At 63.3% G+C, this 16,207-nt stretch carries 12 protein-coding genes; 5 read left to right on the forward strand and 7 right to left on the reverse strand.

Annotation, left to right across the window (positions count from 1 at the left end; translation table 11 throughout):
* Window positions 1-13: 13 nt before the first annotated feature.
* Window positions 14-976 (forward strand): alpha/beta hydrolase fold domain-containing protein, encoded by a 963-nt coding sequence (locus GVL04_RS09580; protein ID WP_200846805.1) that lies wholly within the window; start codon window positions 14-16, stop codon window positions 974-976.
* Window positions 977-1,012: 36 nt separating this feature from the next.
* Window positions 1,013-2,032, forward strand: coding sequence for an alpha/beta hydrolase (locus GVL04_RS09585; RefSeq protein ID WP_159703129.1), 1,020 nt, complete (start codon window positions 1,013-1,015; stop codon window positions 2,030-2,032).
* Between the two features lie 3 nt (window positions 2,033-2,035).
* Here the strand turns inward: GVL04_RS09585 and GVL04_RS09590 are convergent, their stop codons facing one another.
* Entirely contained in the window at window positions 2,036-4,492 is a 2,457-nt protein-coding gene (locus tag GVL04_RS09590; RefSeq protein ID WP_159703132.1) for a Tex family protein, read from the reverse strand.
* 88 nt (window positions 4,493-4,580) lie between these two features.
* On the opposite strand from GVL04_RS09590, the gene GVL04_RS09595 reads away from it, so the two are divergent.
* Window positions 4,581-4,877 carry a hypothetical protein gene (locus GVL04_RS09595; RefSeq protein WP_159703135.1) on the forward strand — a complete coding sequence of 99 codons (297 nt, stop codon included), beginning with the start codon at window positions 4,581-4,583 and terminating at the stop codon, window positions 4,875-4,877.
* A gap of 73 nt (window positions 4,878-4,950) precedes the next feature.
* On the opposite strand, the gene GVL04_RS09600 is transcribed toward GVL04_RS09595, so the two are convergent.
* Entirely contained in the window at window positions 4,951-5,385 is a 435-nt protein-coding gene (locus GVL04_RS09600) for a CBS domain-containing protein (RefSeq protein WP_159703138.1), read from the reverse strand.
* Between the two features lie 338 nt (window positions 5,386-5,723).
* Between GVL04_RS09600 and GVL04_RS09605 the strand changes: the two genes are divergently transcribed.
* Window positions 5,724-7,934 carry a hypothetical protein gene (locus GVL04_RS09605; RefSeq protein WP_159703141.1) on the forward strand — a complete coding sequence of 737 codons (2,211 nt, stop codon included), beginning with the start codon at window positions 5,724-5,726 and terminating at the stop codon, window positions 7,932-7,934.
* A 91-nt stretch (window positions 7,935-8,025) separates the two neighbouring features.
* On the opposite strand, the gene GVL04_RS09610 is transcribed toward GVL04_RS09605, so the two are convergent.
* Window positions 8,026-8,478, reverse strand: a complete 453-nt coding sequence (locus tag GVL04_RS09610) for a nucleoside deaminase (RefSeq protein ID WP_159703144.1) — start codon at window positions 8,476-8,478, stop codon at window positions 8,026-8,028.
* A gap of 110 nt (window positions 8,479-8,588) precedes the next feature.
* Here GVL04_RS09610 and GVL04_RS09615 point away from each other — a divergent pair, with 110 nt between their 5' ends.
* Window positions 8,589-12,149 carry a TM0106 family RecB-like putative nuclease gene (locus GVL04_RS09615; RefSeq protein ID WP_159703519.1) on the forward strand — a complete coding sequence of 1,187 codons (3,561 nt, stop codon included), beginning with the start codon at window positions 8,589-8,591 and terminating at the stop codon, window positions 12,147-12,149.
* On the opposite strand, the gene GVL04_RS09620 is transcribed toward GVL04_RS09615, so the two are convergent.
* The 4 genes from GVL04_RS09620 to GVL04_RS09635 form a co-directional block, all read right to left on the reverse strand.
* Window positions 12,146-12,910 (reverse strand): triose-phosphate isomerase family protein, encoded by a 765-nt coding sequence (locus tag GVL04_RS09620; protein WP_159703147.1) that lies wholly within the window; start codon window positions 12,908-12,910, stop codon window positions 12,146-12,148. The genes GVL04_RS09615 and GVL04_RS09620 overlap by 4 nt on opposite strands.
* Before the next feature lie 6 nt (window positions 12,911-12,916).
* A complete protein-coding gene (locus tag GVL04_RS09625; protein ID WP_159703150.1) occupies window positions 12,917-14,266 on the reverse strand; it encodes an MFS transporter in 1,350 nt (449 codons plus the stop codon).
* Window positions 14,267-14,429: 163 nt separating this feature from the next.
* Window positions 14,430-15,194: an SDR family NAD(P)-dependent oxidoreductase gene (locus tag GVL04_RS09630; RefSeq protein WP_159703153.1), complete on the reverse strand. Its 765-nt coding sequence runs from the start codon at window positions 15,192-15,194 to the stop codon at window positions 14,430-14,432.
* Between the two features lie 22 nt (window positions 15,195-15,216).
* The gene (locus GVL04_RS09635; RefSeq protein ID WP_159703156.1) at window positions 15,217-16,206 is read right to left on the reverse strand and encodes a 3-hydroxyacyl-CoA dehydrogenase family protein; all 990 of its coding nucleotides are present in this window, start codon (window positions 16,204-16,206) and stop codon (window positions 15,217-15,219) included.
* Window position 16,207 lies beyond the last annotated feature (1 nt).

The raw sequence follows: 16,207 nt of genomic DNA on the forward strand, positions 1-16,207 counted from the left end.
TGAAGGGACCCGCATGCCAGCCATGGACAGATTCGATCCGGAAATAGTGGCACTCTTTGAGACCCTCGCCGCGGCCTCCGCCGCCACGCCGGCAACCGCCATACCCCTGCGTGGCGATGCCTTGGGACTGAGGGAAATGATCGATACCGGACTCAGCGCCATCCCCCGCCCACAGACCACGAACGTCGAGGTGACGTCCCATGCTGCCCAGACGTCCGACGGCTCCAGCCTTGAACTCCGCTGGTACGTCCGCGGCGACGACGAAGCAACGGATCGGCCTGCGGTGGTCTACTTCCACGGTGGAGGGCGAATAGCGGGAAAGCTGGATCACTACGACGGCGTCATCCAGCACTACGTCGGAGAAACTGGGACGCCCATGCTCTTGGTGGATTACCGACTGGCCCCGGAACACCCGGGAAGTACTGCCCAGCAAGATGGCCTCGTGGCCATCAAATGGCTCATGGCCAACGCCGACGAGCTTCGCGTGGACGAGAACCGCATTGGGGTCATGGGCGACAGTGGTGGTGGCGGCGTTGCTGCGGGCACCGCCATCCTTGCCAGGGAGCACGACGTTCACGTTGCTCAACAGATCCTCGTTTACCCGATGCTCGATGACCGGAACACCTCCCCTGATCCTCAGCTGGAAGGTCTGGTGACATGGAGCCACGACGCCAACTGGACCGGCTGGAACGCCGTGCTCGGAGACACCATAGGGACTGACGACGTATCGCCGGTTGCGGCGCCGGGCCGTTTAGAAAACTTCGACGGGCTGCCCAGCGCATACATCGAAGTGGGAGACCTCGATATCTTCCGGGACGAATCCATTGCATTCGCACAGGGTCTGTTCAGGGCTGGTATTAAATGCGAGCTGCACGTCAACGCCGGCATCATGCACGGGCATGACATGTTGAGCTTTGACATGGACGTAACCCAGCGCAGTCTCGCCGCGCGATGCCGGGCCATCCGAGCCCTATAGAGGGGATGAGCGTGGCCGAAGGCTACGATCGAAACCATGACGCAGCCATGGACCCCGGACCTTCTTGGCGAAGGCTTTGAGCAGCAAACGCTAGAGCTCGACGGCGGTGCTCCCGCCACCTTGGTACGGTACGTCGGCGGCGGAGAGCAGTGGCTGGATATTCCGGACGGTGCGCCAATCGATGCCGATGTCCTCTATGTACACGGCTGGTCCGACTACTTCTTCCAACGTCATCTGGCTCAGTTCTGGCACCGTACCGGCGCGCGCTTCTACGCCCTGGATCTGCACAACTACGGGCGCAGCCTGCGTCCCGGACTGGTTCCGGGTTTCGTCACCAACCTGTCCGATTACGACGCCGACATCGCCGCGGCCCTGTCAGCCATGGGCCGCTCCGGTGTTCCTGGCGAGGACCGCCCACTCATTCTGTTGGGCCACTCCACGGGCGGACTCACCCTGAGCCTCTGGGCTTCCCGGCACCCGGGAATCGCGTCGGCGCTGATACTCAACAGCCCGTGGCTGGAATTTCAAGCCACGGAGCTCGGCAGGAGGGCAATCGCACCCTTGGTTGGGCTCCACGCAAAGCTCCATCCGCTGGCACCCCTGCCACCGGTGGATCCGGGCATTTACACCCGCGCCGTGTCAGCCGCTTTGGACGGCGAATGGGAGTACAACCTTGACTGGCGGCCGGACAGGGGTTTCCCTGTTACGCCTGCATTCCTTGACGCCGTATTCCGCGGCCAGGCCACCGTTGCGGCCGGCCTCGGCATCGAAGTACCGGTGCTCGTCATGCTCTCGGACAAGAGCTACCTGCAGCCGAAATGGTCAGCCGATGCACTCACAGCTGACGTCGCGCTGAATGTCGACGCGGTGGCCCACCGCTCGCTGTCCTTGGCTGACACCGTCACCGTGAGCCGGCTGCCAAACGCCTTCCACGACATCTTCCTGTCCCCCGAACCCATTCGACGCGAGGCTTTCCAGCGCATCGGCCGCTGGCTTCCCACGGCACTGCAGCCCTCGGATGCAGTGGTGTGGGAAGCCAGGACTGCGGGCCTGTAGGAGCTACTTGCCGAGTCCGGCCCGGCGCAACGCTTCGGCCATCGCCGTATTGGCGGGAGCAGCAGGAGCTTGCTGGGCCTTGCCCTGGCGAGGGTTTCCCTGACTCTGCCGCGACGAACCTTGACCTTGGCCGGGCTGGCCGGAACGCTGACCGGGTTGGCCGCCGCGCTGGCTGGGCTGGCCACCACGCTGTCCCTGCTGCCCTCCAGAATCCCGTCCACCCGAAGCACGACCGCCGGTGCCGCGGCCGCCCGCGGTGCCGGGTTCGTCGTCGAGCCTCAACGTCAGGGAGATGCGCTTGCGCTCAGGGTCTGCTTCCAGGACTTTGACGCGGACCACTTGTCCGGACTTCACGATTTCACGGGGATCCGAAACGAACTTGTTGGACAGTGCCGACACGTGGACAAGACCGTCCTGGTGCACTCCGACGTCAACGAAGGCTCCGAACGCGGCCACGTTGGTGACAGTACCCTCCAGGATCATGCCGGGCGTGAGGTCGGAAATCTTCTCGATGCCCTCAGAGAACGACGCCGCCTTGAAAGCCGGGCGCGGATCGCGGCCCGGTTTCTCCAGTTCGGACATGATGTCCTTGACCGTGGGAAGGCCGAAGGTGCCATCAACGAATCCCTGCGGATCCAAGGACGTAGCAGGTCCGCCACCGGCCGCGACCAGGATCTTGCGGGCCACGGAGTAAGCCTCGGGGTGCACGCTGGAGGCGTCCAAAGGCTCCGCTCCGCCGGTGATCCGGAGGAAGCCAGCGCACTGTTCAAAGGCCTTCGCACCCAGTCGCGGCACCTTCTTGAGGTCGCTGCGCTTGGCGAAAGGCCCATTCTCGTTCCGGTACGCCACGATGTTCTCGCTGAGCAGAGGCCCGACGCCGGCCACCCGGCTCAACAATGCGGGCGACGCAGTGTTGACGTCCACACCCACGGCGTTGACACAGTCTTCCACCACGGCATCCAGTGAACGGTCCAGCTTCGCGGCAGTGACGTCGTGCTGGTACTGACCCACACCGATGGACTTCGGCTCGATCTTGACCAGTTCCGCCAGCGGATCCTGCAGGCGGCGGGCGATGGACACGGCACCTCGCAGCGAGACATCCATGCCCGGAAGTTCAGAGGCTGCCAGTGCCGAAGCGGAGTACACGGAGGCCCCGGCCTCCGAAACAACCAACTTCTGGATCCCCTTGGAACCGGCAGCTTCGAGGGACTTGATGAGTTCCGTGGCCAGCTTGTCCGTCTCGCGGGAAGCCGTTCCGTTGCCGATGGCGACGAGTTCCACGTTGTACTGCTTGGCGAGCCGGCCGAGGGTGGCCAAAGCCTCGTCCCACTTCCTGGCAGGGGCGTGCGGGTAGATGGTGTCCGTGGTGACCACCTTGCCGGTGCCGTCCACGACGGCCACTTTCACGCCTGTCCTGAGTCCCGGGTCCAGGCCGAGCGTGGCGCGGTTACCGGCAGGAGCGGCCAGCAGGACATCGCGCAGGTTGGCAGCGAAAACGCGCACAGCTTCATCCTCGGCATCGGCGAACATACGTCCGCGAAGGTCGGTGGTGAGCCGGTCCAGGATGCGTCCGCGCCATGCGAGCTGGGCTGTCTGCGTCAGCCAAGTATCGGCGGGCCGGCCCTGGTTGGCGACCCCGAGGCACTTGGCCACAGCATTCTCGTACTTCCCGCGGGCGGCGGCCAGGGCGTCGTCGTCGGCCGGGTCTGCTTCGGCGAGATCCAACTCCAGGACGCCGTCCTTTTCGCCACGCAGCAGTGCGAGCACGCGGTGCGATGGCATCCCGGACGGCACCTGCGTGAACTCGAAGTAGTCCTTGAACTTCTGTCCCTCGGTTTCCATGCCCTTCTTCACGCGAGAGACCATGCGTCCCTGCTTCCAGAGGCGTTCGCGCAGGTCCTCGGCGAGGTCGGCATCCTGCCCCACCCGCTCCACCAGGATCGCGCGGGCGCCTGCTAGCGCCATGGTGGCGTCGTCGATGGAGTGCTCGGCGTTCAGGTACTTGGCAGCTTCGGCAGCCGGATCCAGCTGCGGGTTGGCGAGCAGGATGTCGGCCAGCGGCTCCAGCCCGGCTTCGCGGGCGATCTGGGCTTTGGTGCGACGCTTGGACTTGAAGGGGAGGTAGATGTCCTCCAGCCGTGCCTTGGTATCAGCGCCGACGACGGCGGCTTCCAGTTCCGGAGTGAGCTTGCCTTGGGCGGCAATCGCCTCGAGAACAGACTTCCGCCGCTCCTCCAGCTCACGGAGGTATCTGAGGCGTTCCTCGAGGTCGCGGAGCTGGGTGTCATCGAGCGTCCCGGTGACTTCCTTGCGGTAGCGGGCGATGAAGGGGACGGTGGATCCGGCGTCGAGCAGTTCCACCGCGGCCTTGACCTGCCATGCCTTGACGCCGAGTTCTGCGGCGATCTGGGCGTGGATGGCGGAATCGACTGACTGGTGTTGGAGATTTGAAGTCACCATGACAGTTTGCCTCACGTGGCCGACAGTTTCCGAAGGGAGGTACCGGGAAGCCCTATCCCGGGGGCGCCGTTAGTGCTGTAGTTGGACCATGCAGGAACTGCTCATCATCCTTCAGGACGGGTTCGATTCCGATGACGTGACCGTGACCGTCAACGGCAAGGAAGCCGTGTCCGAGCGCGGCATCTCCACCAAAATGTTGTTGGGGATGGCCGACGAAGTCACGGTGGAGCTGCCGGCCAAGGGCGCCACGGTGGGAGTGGAAGTCAGCAGCAGAAAACTCAGCGCAACGAAGAAGCTCGCGGGAAAGCCAAAGAGCCTGATCGTCTCCATAGAGGAAGGCGAACTCGTACTGCGTGAAGGAACGGGCCGCGAGGCCTTCCTCTAAAGGAAGGCCTCGCGGCGGCTGGATTTGGTTGCGGGGCTCAGATTGGTTGCGGGGCTCAGATTGGTTGCGGTGCTCAGTGGGCCATGTGTTCCTTGGCCGAGATGTGTTCAACCATTTCACCGAGGCGCTCTTCCGCGTAGTGGTTGCGGGCAATATCGCCCTGGCTGATGATTCCTACCAACTTGTGGTCGCTGATGACGGGCAGGCGGCGAACCTGGCGGTCCTCCATCATGGTGACGGCCTCGTCCACGTTGGCATCAGCGTCCACCCAGTACGGTTTGCCGGTTGCGAGCTCGCGGGCAAGGACTTCACGGGCATCCTTGCCTTCGGCCAAACACTTGACCACGATGTCGCGGTCGGTGATGAAGCCGGTGAGCTTGCCGTCGCTGCCGCAGATGGGAAGTGAACCGCAGTCCAGGTCCCTCATCAGCATGGCGGCTTCCTGAAGAGTCTTATCCTCGGCGATGCACTGTGCATTCGTCGTCATGAATTCACGTACGGCACTCATGGGTCCTCCTTCATCGAATGGGGTTATCGACGCGGGGCCTTCGGCACGGGTCCTTCGGCTCCGGGCGCCGATGATGCCAGCCTACGCTCGGCGGGAACACCTGACCAGACGATCCAGCCTCTTCGGGAAGGCAGAAAACAGCATCATTCCTATGGATATAATCCATTCGCTGGAGTATCCTCGGTTTGGGTTACACACGGCTTCTGGGCATTGGCCATTCGGACTCATTTTGAGCACTCATCACGCGCACCCGCCTCGCCCTGAACCGTCATGCCGTTCATGCGCAGATCCATGAACGAACGCATATTGACTGCTTGAAGAGCGAGAAAGATCTCCCCATGGACACCCCCAACGTCCCCAGCACCTACTACAACCCTGCCCAAGCCACCACCCAATCCCTCCCCTCAACGGAATTCTGGAGGTGCCGGCGACCCGCAGCGGTCAGCGGGCGATATGAAGGCTTCCAAGGCAACCCCGGCCCCATTGGAAGCGCCTTGGACCTCCGTTTGGACATCGACTCCCGCGACGGCGTCCAGTCTCCTGTCATGAACAAGGTCAGCGGTGACTTCTACAGCACCCGCTTCGTCAAGGTGGCGGGCGTCAACCAACTTGTGAAGACGTACGTTGAGTCATGGATCGTGGACACACCCCTTGTGACGTTCACCGATACCGACGTGCACATCCTCGGAACCGTCCGCTATTGGAAAGGAACCCACCCTGCCACCACGGTGGACATTGTGGTGTCGTGGTCCCACGGAGCAGTCACGGGAGCGGTTGCCACGTTTACGTCCGGCGGAGTCCTCGGCCAGCCCTACGCGTGTACCTACCGTTCGGACGCCTTCCGCGATATGAACCTGGAGTTGGATTATTGCTCCTCTGTGGACATCGAACCCAAGGTTCCCGTCTACAACAGCCATGCCCACAACAACCGACCCGCGGACCTGCCCAACCGGACCGTCACCATCGAGTCGTCGTACAAGGACGCCGGAATCGCCGTCACCATTGATCCGGTCCATACAGTCATCGACGACAGCGCCGCCGGCTTTGCTTCGTGGAACGTCGGCGAACTCCACGACGCCATGGAAACCTCGTTCGGCAAGTACAACTCGGGCTGGCCTGCGTGGAACATGTGGGGCATCCAGGCCGGCATCTTTGACAGCGCCGGGGTGGGTGGCATTATGTTCGACGCCGCTGCGGGCTTTGGCGGCGCAGGTCGCGGACCCGACCGCCAGGGTTTTGCGGTATTCCGGAACCACTCCTGGTTTACCAACCTTGTTTCCAACCCCAGCACCCAGGATCAGGCCTGGGCCATGCGGCACTTCCTCTACACCTGGGTCCACGAAGCCGGGCACGCCTTCAACTTCCTGCACGCCTGGGATAAAGCCCGCCCGGATGCACTGTCCTGGATGAACTACGACTGGAAATACGATCAGCGCAACGGCACGGACACCTTCTGGGCCAACTTCCGTTTCCGCTTCGACGACGACGAACTCCTCCACATGCGCCACGGTGACCGGGCCTCCGTCATCATGGGTGGAGATCCGTGGGCCTCCGGCGGGCATCTGGAATCCCCTGCCGGCGCCATGACAGTCTCCGGGCCGGGCAGCGACGTGGAACTGACGCTCTCGGCCAAGGACCACTTCGACTACATGGAGCCCGTGTCCATCGAGTTCCGGTTGCGGAATACCACCGACGTGCCCGTCATGGTGGATGGCAGGCTCGATCCCCGGTACGGCAACACCACGGTCTATGTGCAGAAGCCCAACGGAACTGTGGTGCTGCATGAATCGGTGGTCTGCTTCTACGGCCTTCCGGAGATCGTAACGCTGGCTCCTGCGCCGGTGGGCGACGATGACGGCAGCGACCGCTACAGCCAACTCGTCCAGCTCGCCTACGGAGTGGGAGGCTTCGCTTTCGACGAGCCAGGGCAGTACCTGGTCCGCGCCGTCTACTCCACGGACGGCATCGTCCAAGCGTCCAATACCTTGCCTCTTCGTGTCGGGTTTCCCGTCACCCGTGAAGAGGACCGGTTCGCGCCCGAGTTCTTCACCCGCGAGGTAGGCCTGACCCTGGCGTTCGAGGGCTCCATGTCGCCGTATCTGAGCAAGGGCCTGGACGCACTGACCGAGGCGGCCGGGCGTTTCGGTGGCGAGCCCTTGGGCGTCAAGGCTGCCACCGCCGTCGCACAATCCGTGGGAGATGACTTCTACCGCCGCAAGGACGAAAAGATGGTCAAGCACCACAGCGCCGACCCCGAGCGTGCACTGGCGCTGACTGATGCCGGCCTGGCCAGCTACCAGCAAGGCGCTGGCGCGGCAAGCAACCTCGCCTACCGCGGCCTGGTGGAGCTGCGTACCGAACTCCACGCCAAAGCGGACAGTACCGCGGCCGCAAAATCCGAGGTTGAGACCCTCGCGAAGGACCTGGGCACCCGTGGCGCCAATGCCGCAGTACTGGCCCAAGTCAAGGAACTGATCCCATCAACTCCGGCGGCCCGTTCCCGCCGGTCGGCTCCGAGGAAGCCTGCCAAAAAGCCGTCGGATGGCTAGCTGGTATCTGGATCCTCTGTAGCCGGCGACGGCGGCACCCCGCCCTTGGTGCCGCCGTCGCTCTCTTCTTGCGGCGGCTTGGTCGCGGCGGCTACTCCGCGATGTCCTCGGCCCACAACTCGGGGTGTTCGGCCTGGAAGCTGCGCATCATGTCCACACAGCGAGCATCGTCCAGGACCACTACTTCGACGCCGCGTGAACGCAGGAGGTCGAATTCGCCGGGGAACGTCTCGGCTTCGCCCACCACTACGCGCGGGATCTTGAACTGGATGATGGTTCCCGTACACATCGCACAGGGCGCCAACGTGGTGTAGAGCGTGGTGTCACGGTATGTTTTTTGGCGTCCGGCGGCACGAAGCGCGGACATCTCGCCGTGCGCAATCGGATCGCCGTGCTGCACCCTTTCGTTGTGGCCGCTGGCGACCACCACGCCGTTGCGGGCCAAGGCGGCTCCGATGGGTATCCCACCCTCGCTGAGGCTCTTCTGTGCGGCCTGGTACGCGGCTTCGAAAGCAGGGTCAATGCTTGGGGCTGTTTCGGTCATGGGTGCAGTCTAAGGTTGCCGGGTCTGAATTGTCCGAAGCCAAAATGTCACAGCCCGCTGATAGCTTGGCTACAAGGATTTCAACTGGCTTGGAAGAAAGGTGGGTCGCTGTGTTCTTTCTCGATCCAGAGACAGCGGGCTCCCCTCAGGACCTGGTCTTCTCGGCCAGCGACCTCGTTATCGCTGCCACCTGCGAGTACCAACTGCTCCGGAAGCTCGACGAAAAACTCGGCCGATCACCCAAACCGGACTTCGCGGCGGACGCCATGTTGGATCGCACTGCCAAGCTGGGCGACGTGCACGAGCATCGCGTCCTTGAGGAGTTCGTAGCTGAATTTGGGCATTGGGATGCGGCTACAGGAAAAGGCGTTTACGACGTCGTCCCCGCCACTTCGATGGACCGCGCCACTCTTTCGGCCAAACATGCGGAATCCGTCGACGCCCTGCGCTCAGGAGCGGATGTGGTGTTCCAAGCAGCCTTCTTCGACGGTCAGTTCCACGGCCGCTCGGACTTTCTGGTCAAGCAACCCGGCGGGCTGTATGCGGTGTTCGATACCAAGCTGGCCCGCCATGCCAAGGTCACTGCGCTTTTGCAGCTTGCCGCCTATGGAGACCAACTCCTCAAGGCCGGGATCACCCCGGATCCAACCGTCACCCTGGTGCTGGGCAACCGCGTCCACAGCGACCACCCACTTGCGCAGATCCTTCCTGTCTTCAAAGAACGCCGGGAGCGCTTCCTCGGCATGACAGCTGCCCATGTTTCGGAGGCCGGGTCCGTGGAGTGGGGGGACTCCCGGTACTCCGCCTGCGGCCGCTGTGACTACTGCGCCGAGCAGGTCCAGTTGCACCGGGACCTGCTCATGGTGGCTGGCATGAGAATCAGCCGCCGTAAGAAGCTGATCGAAACCGGGGTTACCACCATCGATCAGCTAGCAGCCATGCCAGCCACTGGCGACGCCACGCTGCTCAGGCTCCGCGAGCAAGCCCAACTCCAGACGGGCACAGGCACCCCGGACGGCACGGTCAACTACACGGACAAAACCGGTGAGGCCAAGGCCATCAGCTACACGGTGCTGCCGGACAGCACGCTTGGAAGGCTCCCCGCGCCGGATCCGGGCGACATCTTCTTCGACTTCGAGGGAGATCCCCTCTGGCAGGATCCCGCCACTGGAAAGTGGGGCCTCGAGTATCTGTTCGGGGTTATCGAGAACCCAGAGGAACCGGGTGCCGAGCCTGTTTTCCGGCCTTTCTGGGCGCACTCGCGGGTGGAGGAAGGTCAAGCGTTTGTGGACTTCCTGGAATACGTGGACAAGCGCCGCGCCATCTACCCCGGGATGCACATCTACCATTACGCGGCCTACGAAAAGACAGCCCTGCGCAATCTTTCGCTGACGCATGTGGTGGGCGAAACCGCCGTCGACGACCTCCTGCGCCAAGGCGTCCTGGTGGACCTCTACGACACCGTCCGGCACAGCATCCGGGTCTCCGAGAACTCGTACAGCATCAAGAAGCTGGAGCCCCTGTACATGGGGCAGCATCTGCGCTCGGGTGATGTCACCGACGCCGGTGCCTCCGTTGTCGCCTACGCCGACTTCTGCACTGCCAGGGACACCGGCCAAGCCGGGCAAGCAGCGGCCATTCTCGAAGGTATCCGGGACTACAACGAATACGACTGCCTCTCAACACTGGAGCTGCGCAACTGGCTGCTAGCCCGTGCTGCGGAGCGCGACATCTTTCCGGGCGGGTCGATTGACGGTGTTCCTGCGAAAGACGATGAGCCTGCGAAGTACGAGGCCGCGCCGGAAGAGACCGCATTGCTGGATTACGTGGCTGGCCTGTCCCCGGCGGAACAGTCCTCCGCTGATGCCCGTGCGGTAACGATCGTCGCCGCCGGCGTTGGGTACCACCGACGCGAAGACAAGCAGCACTGGTGGGGTCATTTCGACCGCTTGGAGAAGCCCGTGTCGCAGTGGGAGGACGGGCGTGACATCTTCACCGTAGAGCGTGCCATGGTGCTGCAGGACTGGGCCAAACCGGGTCCCCGGAAGAACCCAGTACGGATCTCCACGTTGATCGGCCGTTCCGGCGACGGCTCAGGATTGGAGCCCGGCAAGAAGTACTTCCGTATGTATGACCCTCCGCTGCCGGAGGCCTTGGCGGAGAAGGAATCGTCAGTGCTCGGCCGTGCGGGCTTGAGCGGTACGGAAGTCATCGAGGTCGGGGAAATGGACGACGCCGAAACCGTCACCATCTCCGAACGGCTCCCCCGCGGCGCTGCCGAGTACACCGGGCTTCCCATGGCATTGACCCCGGACAGTCCCATTTCCACCGACGGCCAGCGTGCTGCCTTGGCGGCATTGGCCACCAAGCTCAGCGCTTCCCTTCCGTCATGGCCCCGGGACTGCTCGTTGGACCTCATTCGAAGGCAGCCGCCCAAGCTCAGCACATTGCACGCCCTGCCCGCAGTTGGGGCCGGGCACACAGGCTACGTCGATGCCATCACTGACGCCGTGGTGGACCTGGATGACTCCTATTTGGCCGTCCAGGGACCCCCGGGCAGCGGCAAAACGTATGTCGGTTCGCACGTCGTAGCCCGGCTCGTTGCCAAGGGCTGGAAGGTCGGAGTGGTGGCCCAGTCCCATGCCGTCGTAGAGAACATGCTTTGCGCTGCCGTGGAAAAAGCCGGCGTGGATCCCCAACGGGTGGCTAAAGAGGTCAAACACGACGACCCCGTGCCGTGGCCGCTGTGCGCGAAAGGCGATGTCGAAGAGCTGTTGTCCAAGCCGGGCGGCGCCCTCATTGGCGGCACAGCCTGGACCATGGTGGGGAGCTCAGTTCCGGCCGGTTCGCTTGATCTCCTGGTCATCGATGAAGCAGGACAGTTCTCGCTGGCCAACACCATGGCCGTCAGCAGGGCAGCCAAGCGGCTCCTCCTTCTAGGCGACCCACAGCAACTTCCGCAGGTCACCCAGGGCAAGCACCCTGAGCCGGTGGATGAATCGGCCCTTGGCTGGTTGTCAGATGGCTTTAACACGCTGCCGCAGGAGCTGGGCTATTTCCTGGCGCTCTCGTGGCGCATGCATCCCGAGTTGTGCAGCGCCGTCTCGGAGCTGTCCTACGACAACCGGCTTGAGGCTGGCCCCGCAGCCAAGGAACGACACCTGGAGGGTGCAGCTCCGGGTATTTCCTGCGTTTACGTGCCGCATACCGGTAACTCCACGTCCTCACCCGAGGAGGCGGTGGAAGTGGTCCGACAGGTCCAAGCACACCTCGGCCTGAAGTGGCTGGACCCTTCGGACTCCCCGGATCCCCGGCCCTTGGAAGAGACCGACATCTTGGTGGTCGTCGCCTACAACGCCCAGGTCCAGCTCATCAAACACGAGCTCAGGGCAGCCGGGCTGGGCAAGGTGCGTGTGGGTACCGTGGACAAGTTCCAAGGCCAGGAAGCACCAATAGTCATCGTCTCCATGGCTGCATCGGCAGCCGGCGAAGTTCCCCGCGGCATGGAATTCCTGTTGTCCCGCAACCGGATCAACGTGGCGGTGTCGCGCGGGCAGTGGCGTGCCGTCGTCGTGCGTTCGCCCGAGCTGACCAACTATCTGCCGACGCATCCGGAAGGCCTGGAGAACCTCGGCGGCTTCGTGGCCCTCTGCCAGCGCGCTGTGGGCTAACCTCGGCCAGCGAATGCTTCGTCCAGGACCCGGCCAAAGTTGGTGGCGTCGTGCGCGAAGCGGCCAAGGAAAAGCCCTGACACTCCGTCCAGCTGTGGCATCAGGCCTGGTTTTGCCGAGCCGCCGTAGATGATGGGCATCCCCGCCAGTCCGTGCTGGCCCAGCGTTCCTCGCAGCGCAGCCGCTACCTTCGAAACATACCCGGCCGAGGCAGGCTCCGGGGCGCCGATCGCCCACACAGGTTCGTAAGCAATAACCAGGTGTGAGGCAACGGACCAGTCGCCTGACACTGCTGCCTTGATCTGCCGGAACACTGTATCGGCCGCCACCGCTGGCTCGCTGACTTCCAGCTCCCCCACACACAGCAGCGGTGTCAGCCCGGAGTCGACGGCGGCACCAACCTTGAGCGCGATCATCGCCTCGTCCTCGGCAAAGTAGCGTCGCCGCTCGGAGTGACCGATTTCCACCAGGCCAACCCCGAGCTCAGCAAGCATCGACGGAGAAACCTCACCTGTCCACGGCCCGTCAGACCAGCCGCAGTTCTGCGCGCCGAGCACCAAGGATGTGCCCTCCAGCATCGTCGCGGCCGCAGGCAAAACCGGAAAAGACGGGATCACAAACGGGACCACCCGCCCGGCCGCAAGGGCCGGACGGGCGTCCACTTCTGCCACCAACTGCTCCAACCAGGCCAGGCTCTGCGCGTAGCCCATGTACATCTTGGTGCTGACGCCAATGAACAGGGTGTCAGGAGCAGAAAGCATCACGGTCTACTTGCCCAGCAGTTCGTCGGCCTTGTTGCTGAAGCGCTTGGTGCCGAACATGAGCAGTGCCGCCACGAAAGGCAGGACGCCCAAGGCGTAGACACCCATGGTCCCTGTGTCCGACGCCGTGACCTGGTTGACCGTGGTGCGCAGGATCGGGGCGACGAACCCGCCCAGGTTTCCGAGGGAATTGATCAGCCCGATACCGGCAGCCGCGGCAGTTCCGGTGAGGAACGCCGTCGGGTATGACCAGCAAATGGGACCGGCGGACAGGAAGCTGCACACCGCCAAGGTGATGAAGATGATGCCGAGCGCGGGCAGCTGGTTGGCGCCTGCCCAAGCGGATCCGAAGATGCAAAGCCCCGTGGAGATGAACAGTGCAGTACCCCAGCGGCGTCGACGAGCCACCGTGTTGGCGGCCTTGCCGATGAAGTAGCAGGCGAAGATTCCGAAGAACCACGGGATGGCTGCCAGGAGTCCGACGGCGAAGCCCACCTTTTGGCCGGTCAACTGAGCCACCTGCTGTGGCAGGTAGAACGTCACGCCGTAGACGGCGACCTGCAGGCAGAAGTAGATGACGGTGAAGTACCAGACGCGGCCGTTCCGCATGGAAGCCAGGACGCCACGGGGGCCGGATTCTTCCTTGACCGTGTCTTCCAGGGCCATGACATCGGACAGCGCCGTCTTCTCTTCCTTGGTCAGGAACTTGGCGTCCTGCGGGCTGTTGATCAGGAAGAAGTATGCGGCGACACCGGCCAAAACGGCGAGCATGCCTTCGACGAAGAACATGACCTGCCAGCCGGCAACGCCCGGAACCTGGTCGCCGATGTTGATGAGCCAGCCGGATAACGGTGCGCCCATCATCTGGGAGAACGGCTGGGCCAGGTAGAAGATGGCGAACATCTTCACGCGGACCTTATTGGGGAACCACGCCGCCAGGAACATGATGACGCCCGGGAACAGTCCGGCCTCGGTGACGCCCAACAGGAAGCGAAGGATGATGAAGGATGTCTCGCCCTGCACGAAGGCGAAGCACGCCGAGACGATGCCCCATGTAATTGCGATGCGGGCGAGCCATACCTTGGCCCCGAATTTGGTGAGCAGCAGGTTGCTGGGGATCTCGAACAGGGCGTAGCCGATGAAGAAGATGCCGGCGCCCAGGGCATAGGCCCCTGCGGTGATTCCCTTGTCCACTTCCAAGGCTGCTTCGGCGAAGCCAACGTTGGTGCGGTCCAGGAAGGCCACCACGTAGAGGATAACGAGCATCGGCATGAGCCGCCGTGACGCTTTGGAAATTGCCGATTTGAGGACCGGCGTATCCAGCAACTCCTTCGTGGAATTGGTGGCAACAGACATTGAAACTCCTCTTTGAGTGACAGGAAATGACTTATGCAGCGCGGTGAGCCGCGCACAGCCGCGGTCAGCGCGGGAAGAAAATGAGCACCATGCCCACTGCGCAGGCAAGGACGCCCACGGCAAGGTAGATCTTGCGTTCTCTTGTCCAGGTCCGCATGAGGGCCTAGTGCATGTACAGTCCGCCATCCACATTCAGCGTCTGGCCGGAGATGTATCCGGAGTCCTCGCTGATGAGGAAGGCGATGGCGGCGGCAATGTCGCGGGTGGAACCCACCCGGTTCACCACAAGGTCCTTGGTGAGTTCGTCCTTGCGTTCCTGGCTCAGCGTGCCGCCCATGATGTCGGTGTCGATGGGGCCGGGAGAAATGGCGTTGACGGTGATGTCGTATCCACCCAGTTCACGGGCGGTTGCGCGGGTCAGGCCAATAACGCCGGCCTTGGCCACCGAGTACGGGGTCTTGGAGAAGGTGCCGCCGCCACGCTGGGCGGAAACGGAGGAGATGTTCACGATCCGGCCGATGCGGTTCTTGACCATGGACTCGGCCACGCGGCGGGTGGCGTAGTGGACGCCATTGAGGTTGATGTTGAGGACCCGGTCCCACTCGGCCGGTTCGAGTTCCAGATAACCAACAGGCGAGCTGACGCCGGCGACGTTGGCCAGGGCGACGATCTGCGGAAGTTCAGCTTCCAGTTCGTCGATGGCGGCGCGGACCTCGGCTTCGCTGGCCACGTTGGCGCCAACACCATGGGCCTGGACACCGTATTCCGCGGCGATTTCCTTGGCTGCGATCTTGCAGGCGGCGTCATCCAGGTCGATGATGCCGATGTTCCAGCCTTGGGCGGCCAGGTAATTGACTGTTGCGCGGCCGATGCCGCGTTCGGAAACGGCGCCGGTGACGATAGCGGTGCGTTCTGCGGGGAAAGTCATGTGGTTTCTCCTGAAGGAAGGGTTAGTTGATGGGGGCCGGGCCGAGCTCTTCAATGAGCTTCTGCATGGCGACGTAGGCCTTGTTTCGGTAAGCGATGAGTTCGGGCGTGCGCTCGGCGGGAACGTTGAGGAAGCCGGCGCCGGTCTTGGTACCGAGCTTGCCTGCTTCGACGAGGTCCGACAGGATCTTCGGTGTCGCGAAGCGTTCCGGGAACCCTGTTTGCAGCGACTTGTAGCAGAAGTTGTAGACGTCCAAGCCGGCCATATCCGCGATGGCGAACGGACCAAAGAAGGGCAGGCGGAAGCCGAACGTCGTGCGGACCAGGGTGTCGACGTCGTCCGCTGTTGCGATGCCCTGCTCCACCAGCTGTGCCGCTTCATGGAACAGCGCGTACTGCAGGCGGTTGAGCACGAAACCGGTGACGTCCTTGACGACGGCGGTCTGTTTGCCGGCCGCGTGGACCAGCTCGCGGGAAGCAGAAACCGTTGCCGCAGACGTGCCTGCGTGCGGGATGACCTCGACGCCCGGAATGAACGGCGACGGGTTGGAGAAGTGCACGCCAAGGAAGCGCTCCGGGTTGGTCACGGCTTCGGCAAGGGACGCGATGGAGATGGTGGAGGTGTTGGAACCGATCACGGCGTCCGGGCGGGCCGCGGCGCTGATCCGTGCGAGGGTCTGGTGCTTGATTTCCAGGACCTCGGGAACGGCTTCCTCGATGAAGTCGGCGTCCGCAACTGCTTCTTCAATGTCCTTGGCAGCCCACAGGTTCTGCTTGAGAATTTCGGTGGACCCGGCGGGGAAGAGTCCGTCGGCGATGAACTGCTCCGACTCCACCAGGAGGCGATCGAAGTTCTTCTGCGCGATTTCGGCGGACACATCGGCCAGCGCAACTCGTGCCCCGCCAAGCGCCAATACCTGGGCGATGCCTCCACCCATGTAGCCGGAGCCTACGACGGCGATCTTCCGGGCCGCGTTGTCGGTTGTAGCGTCGGTTGTCTCGGGAGTGGTCATG

Origin of the sequence: Arthrobacter sp. 18067 (assembly GCF_902706295.1) — a bacterium.
In the GTDB taxonomy this organism is placed as follows: domain Bacteria; phylum Actinomycetota; class Actinomycetes; order Actinomycetales; family Micrococcaceae; genus Arthrobacter.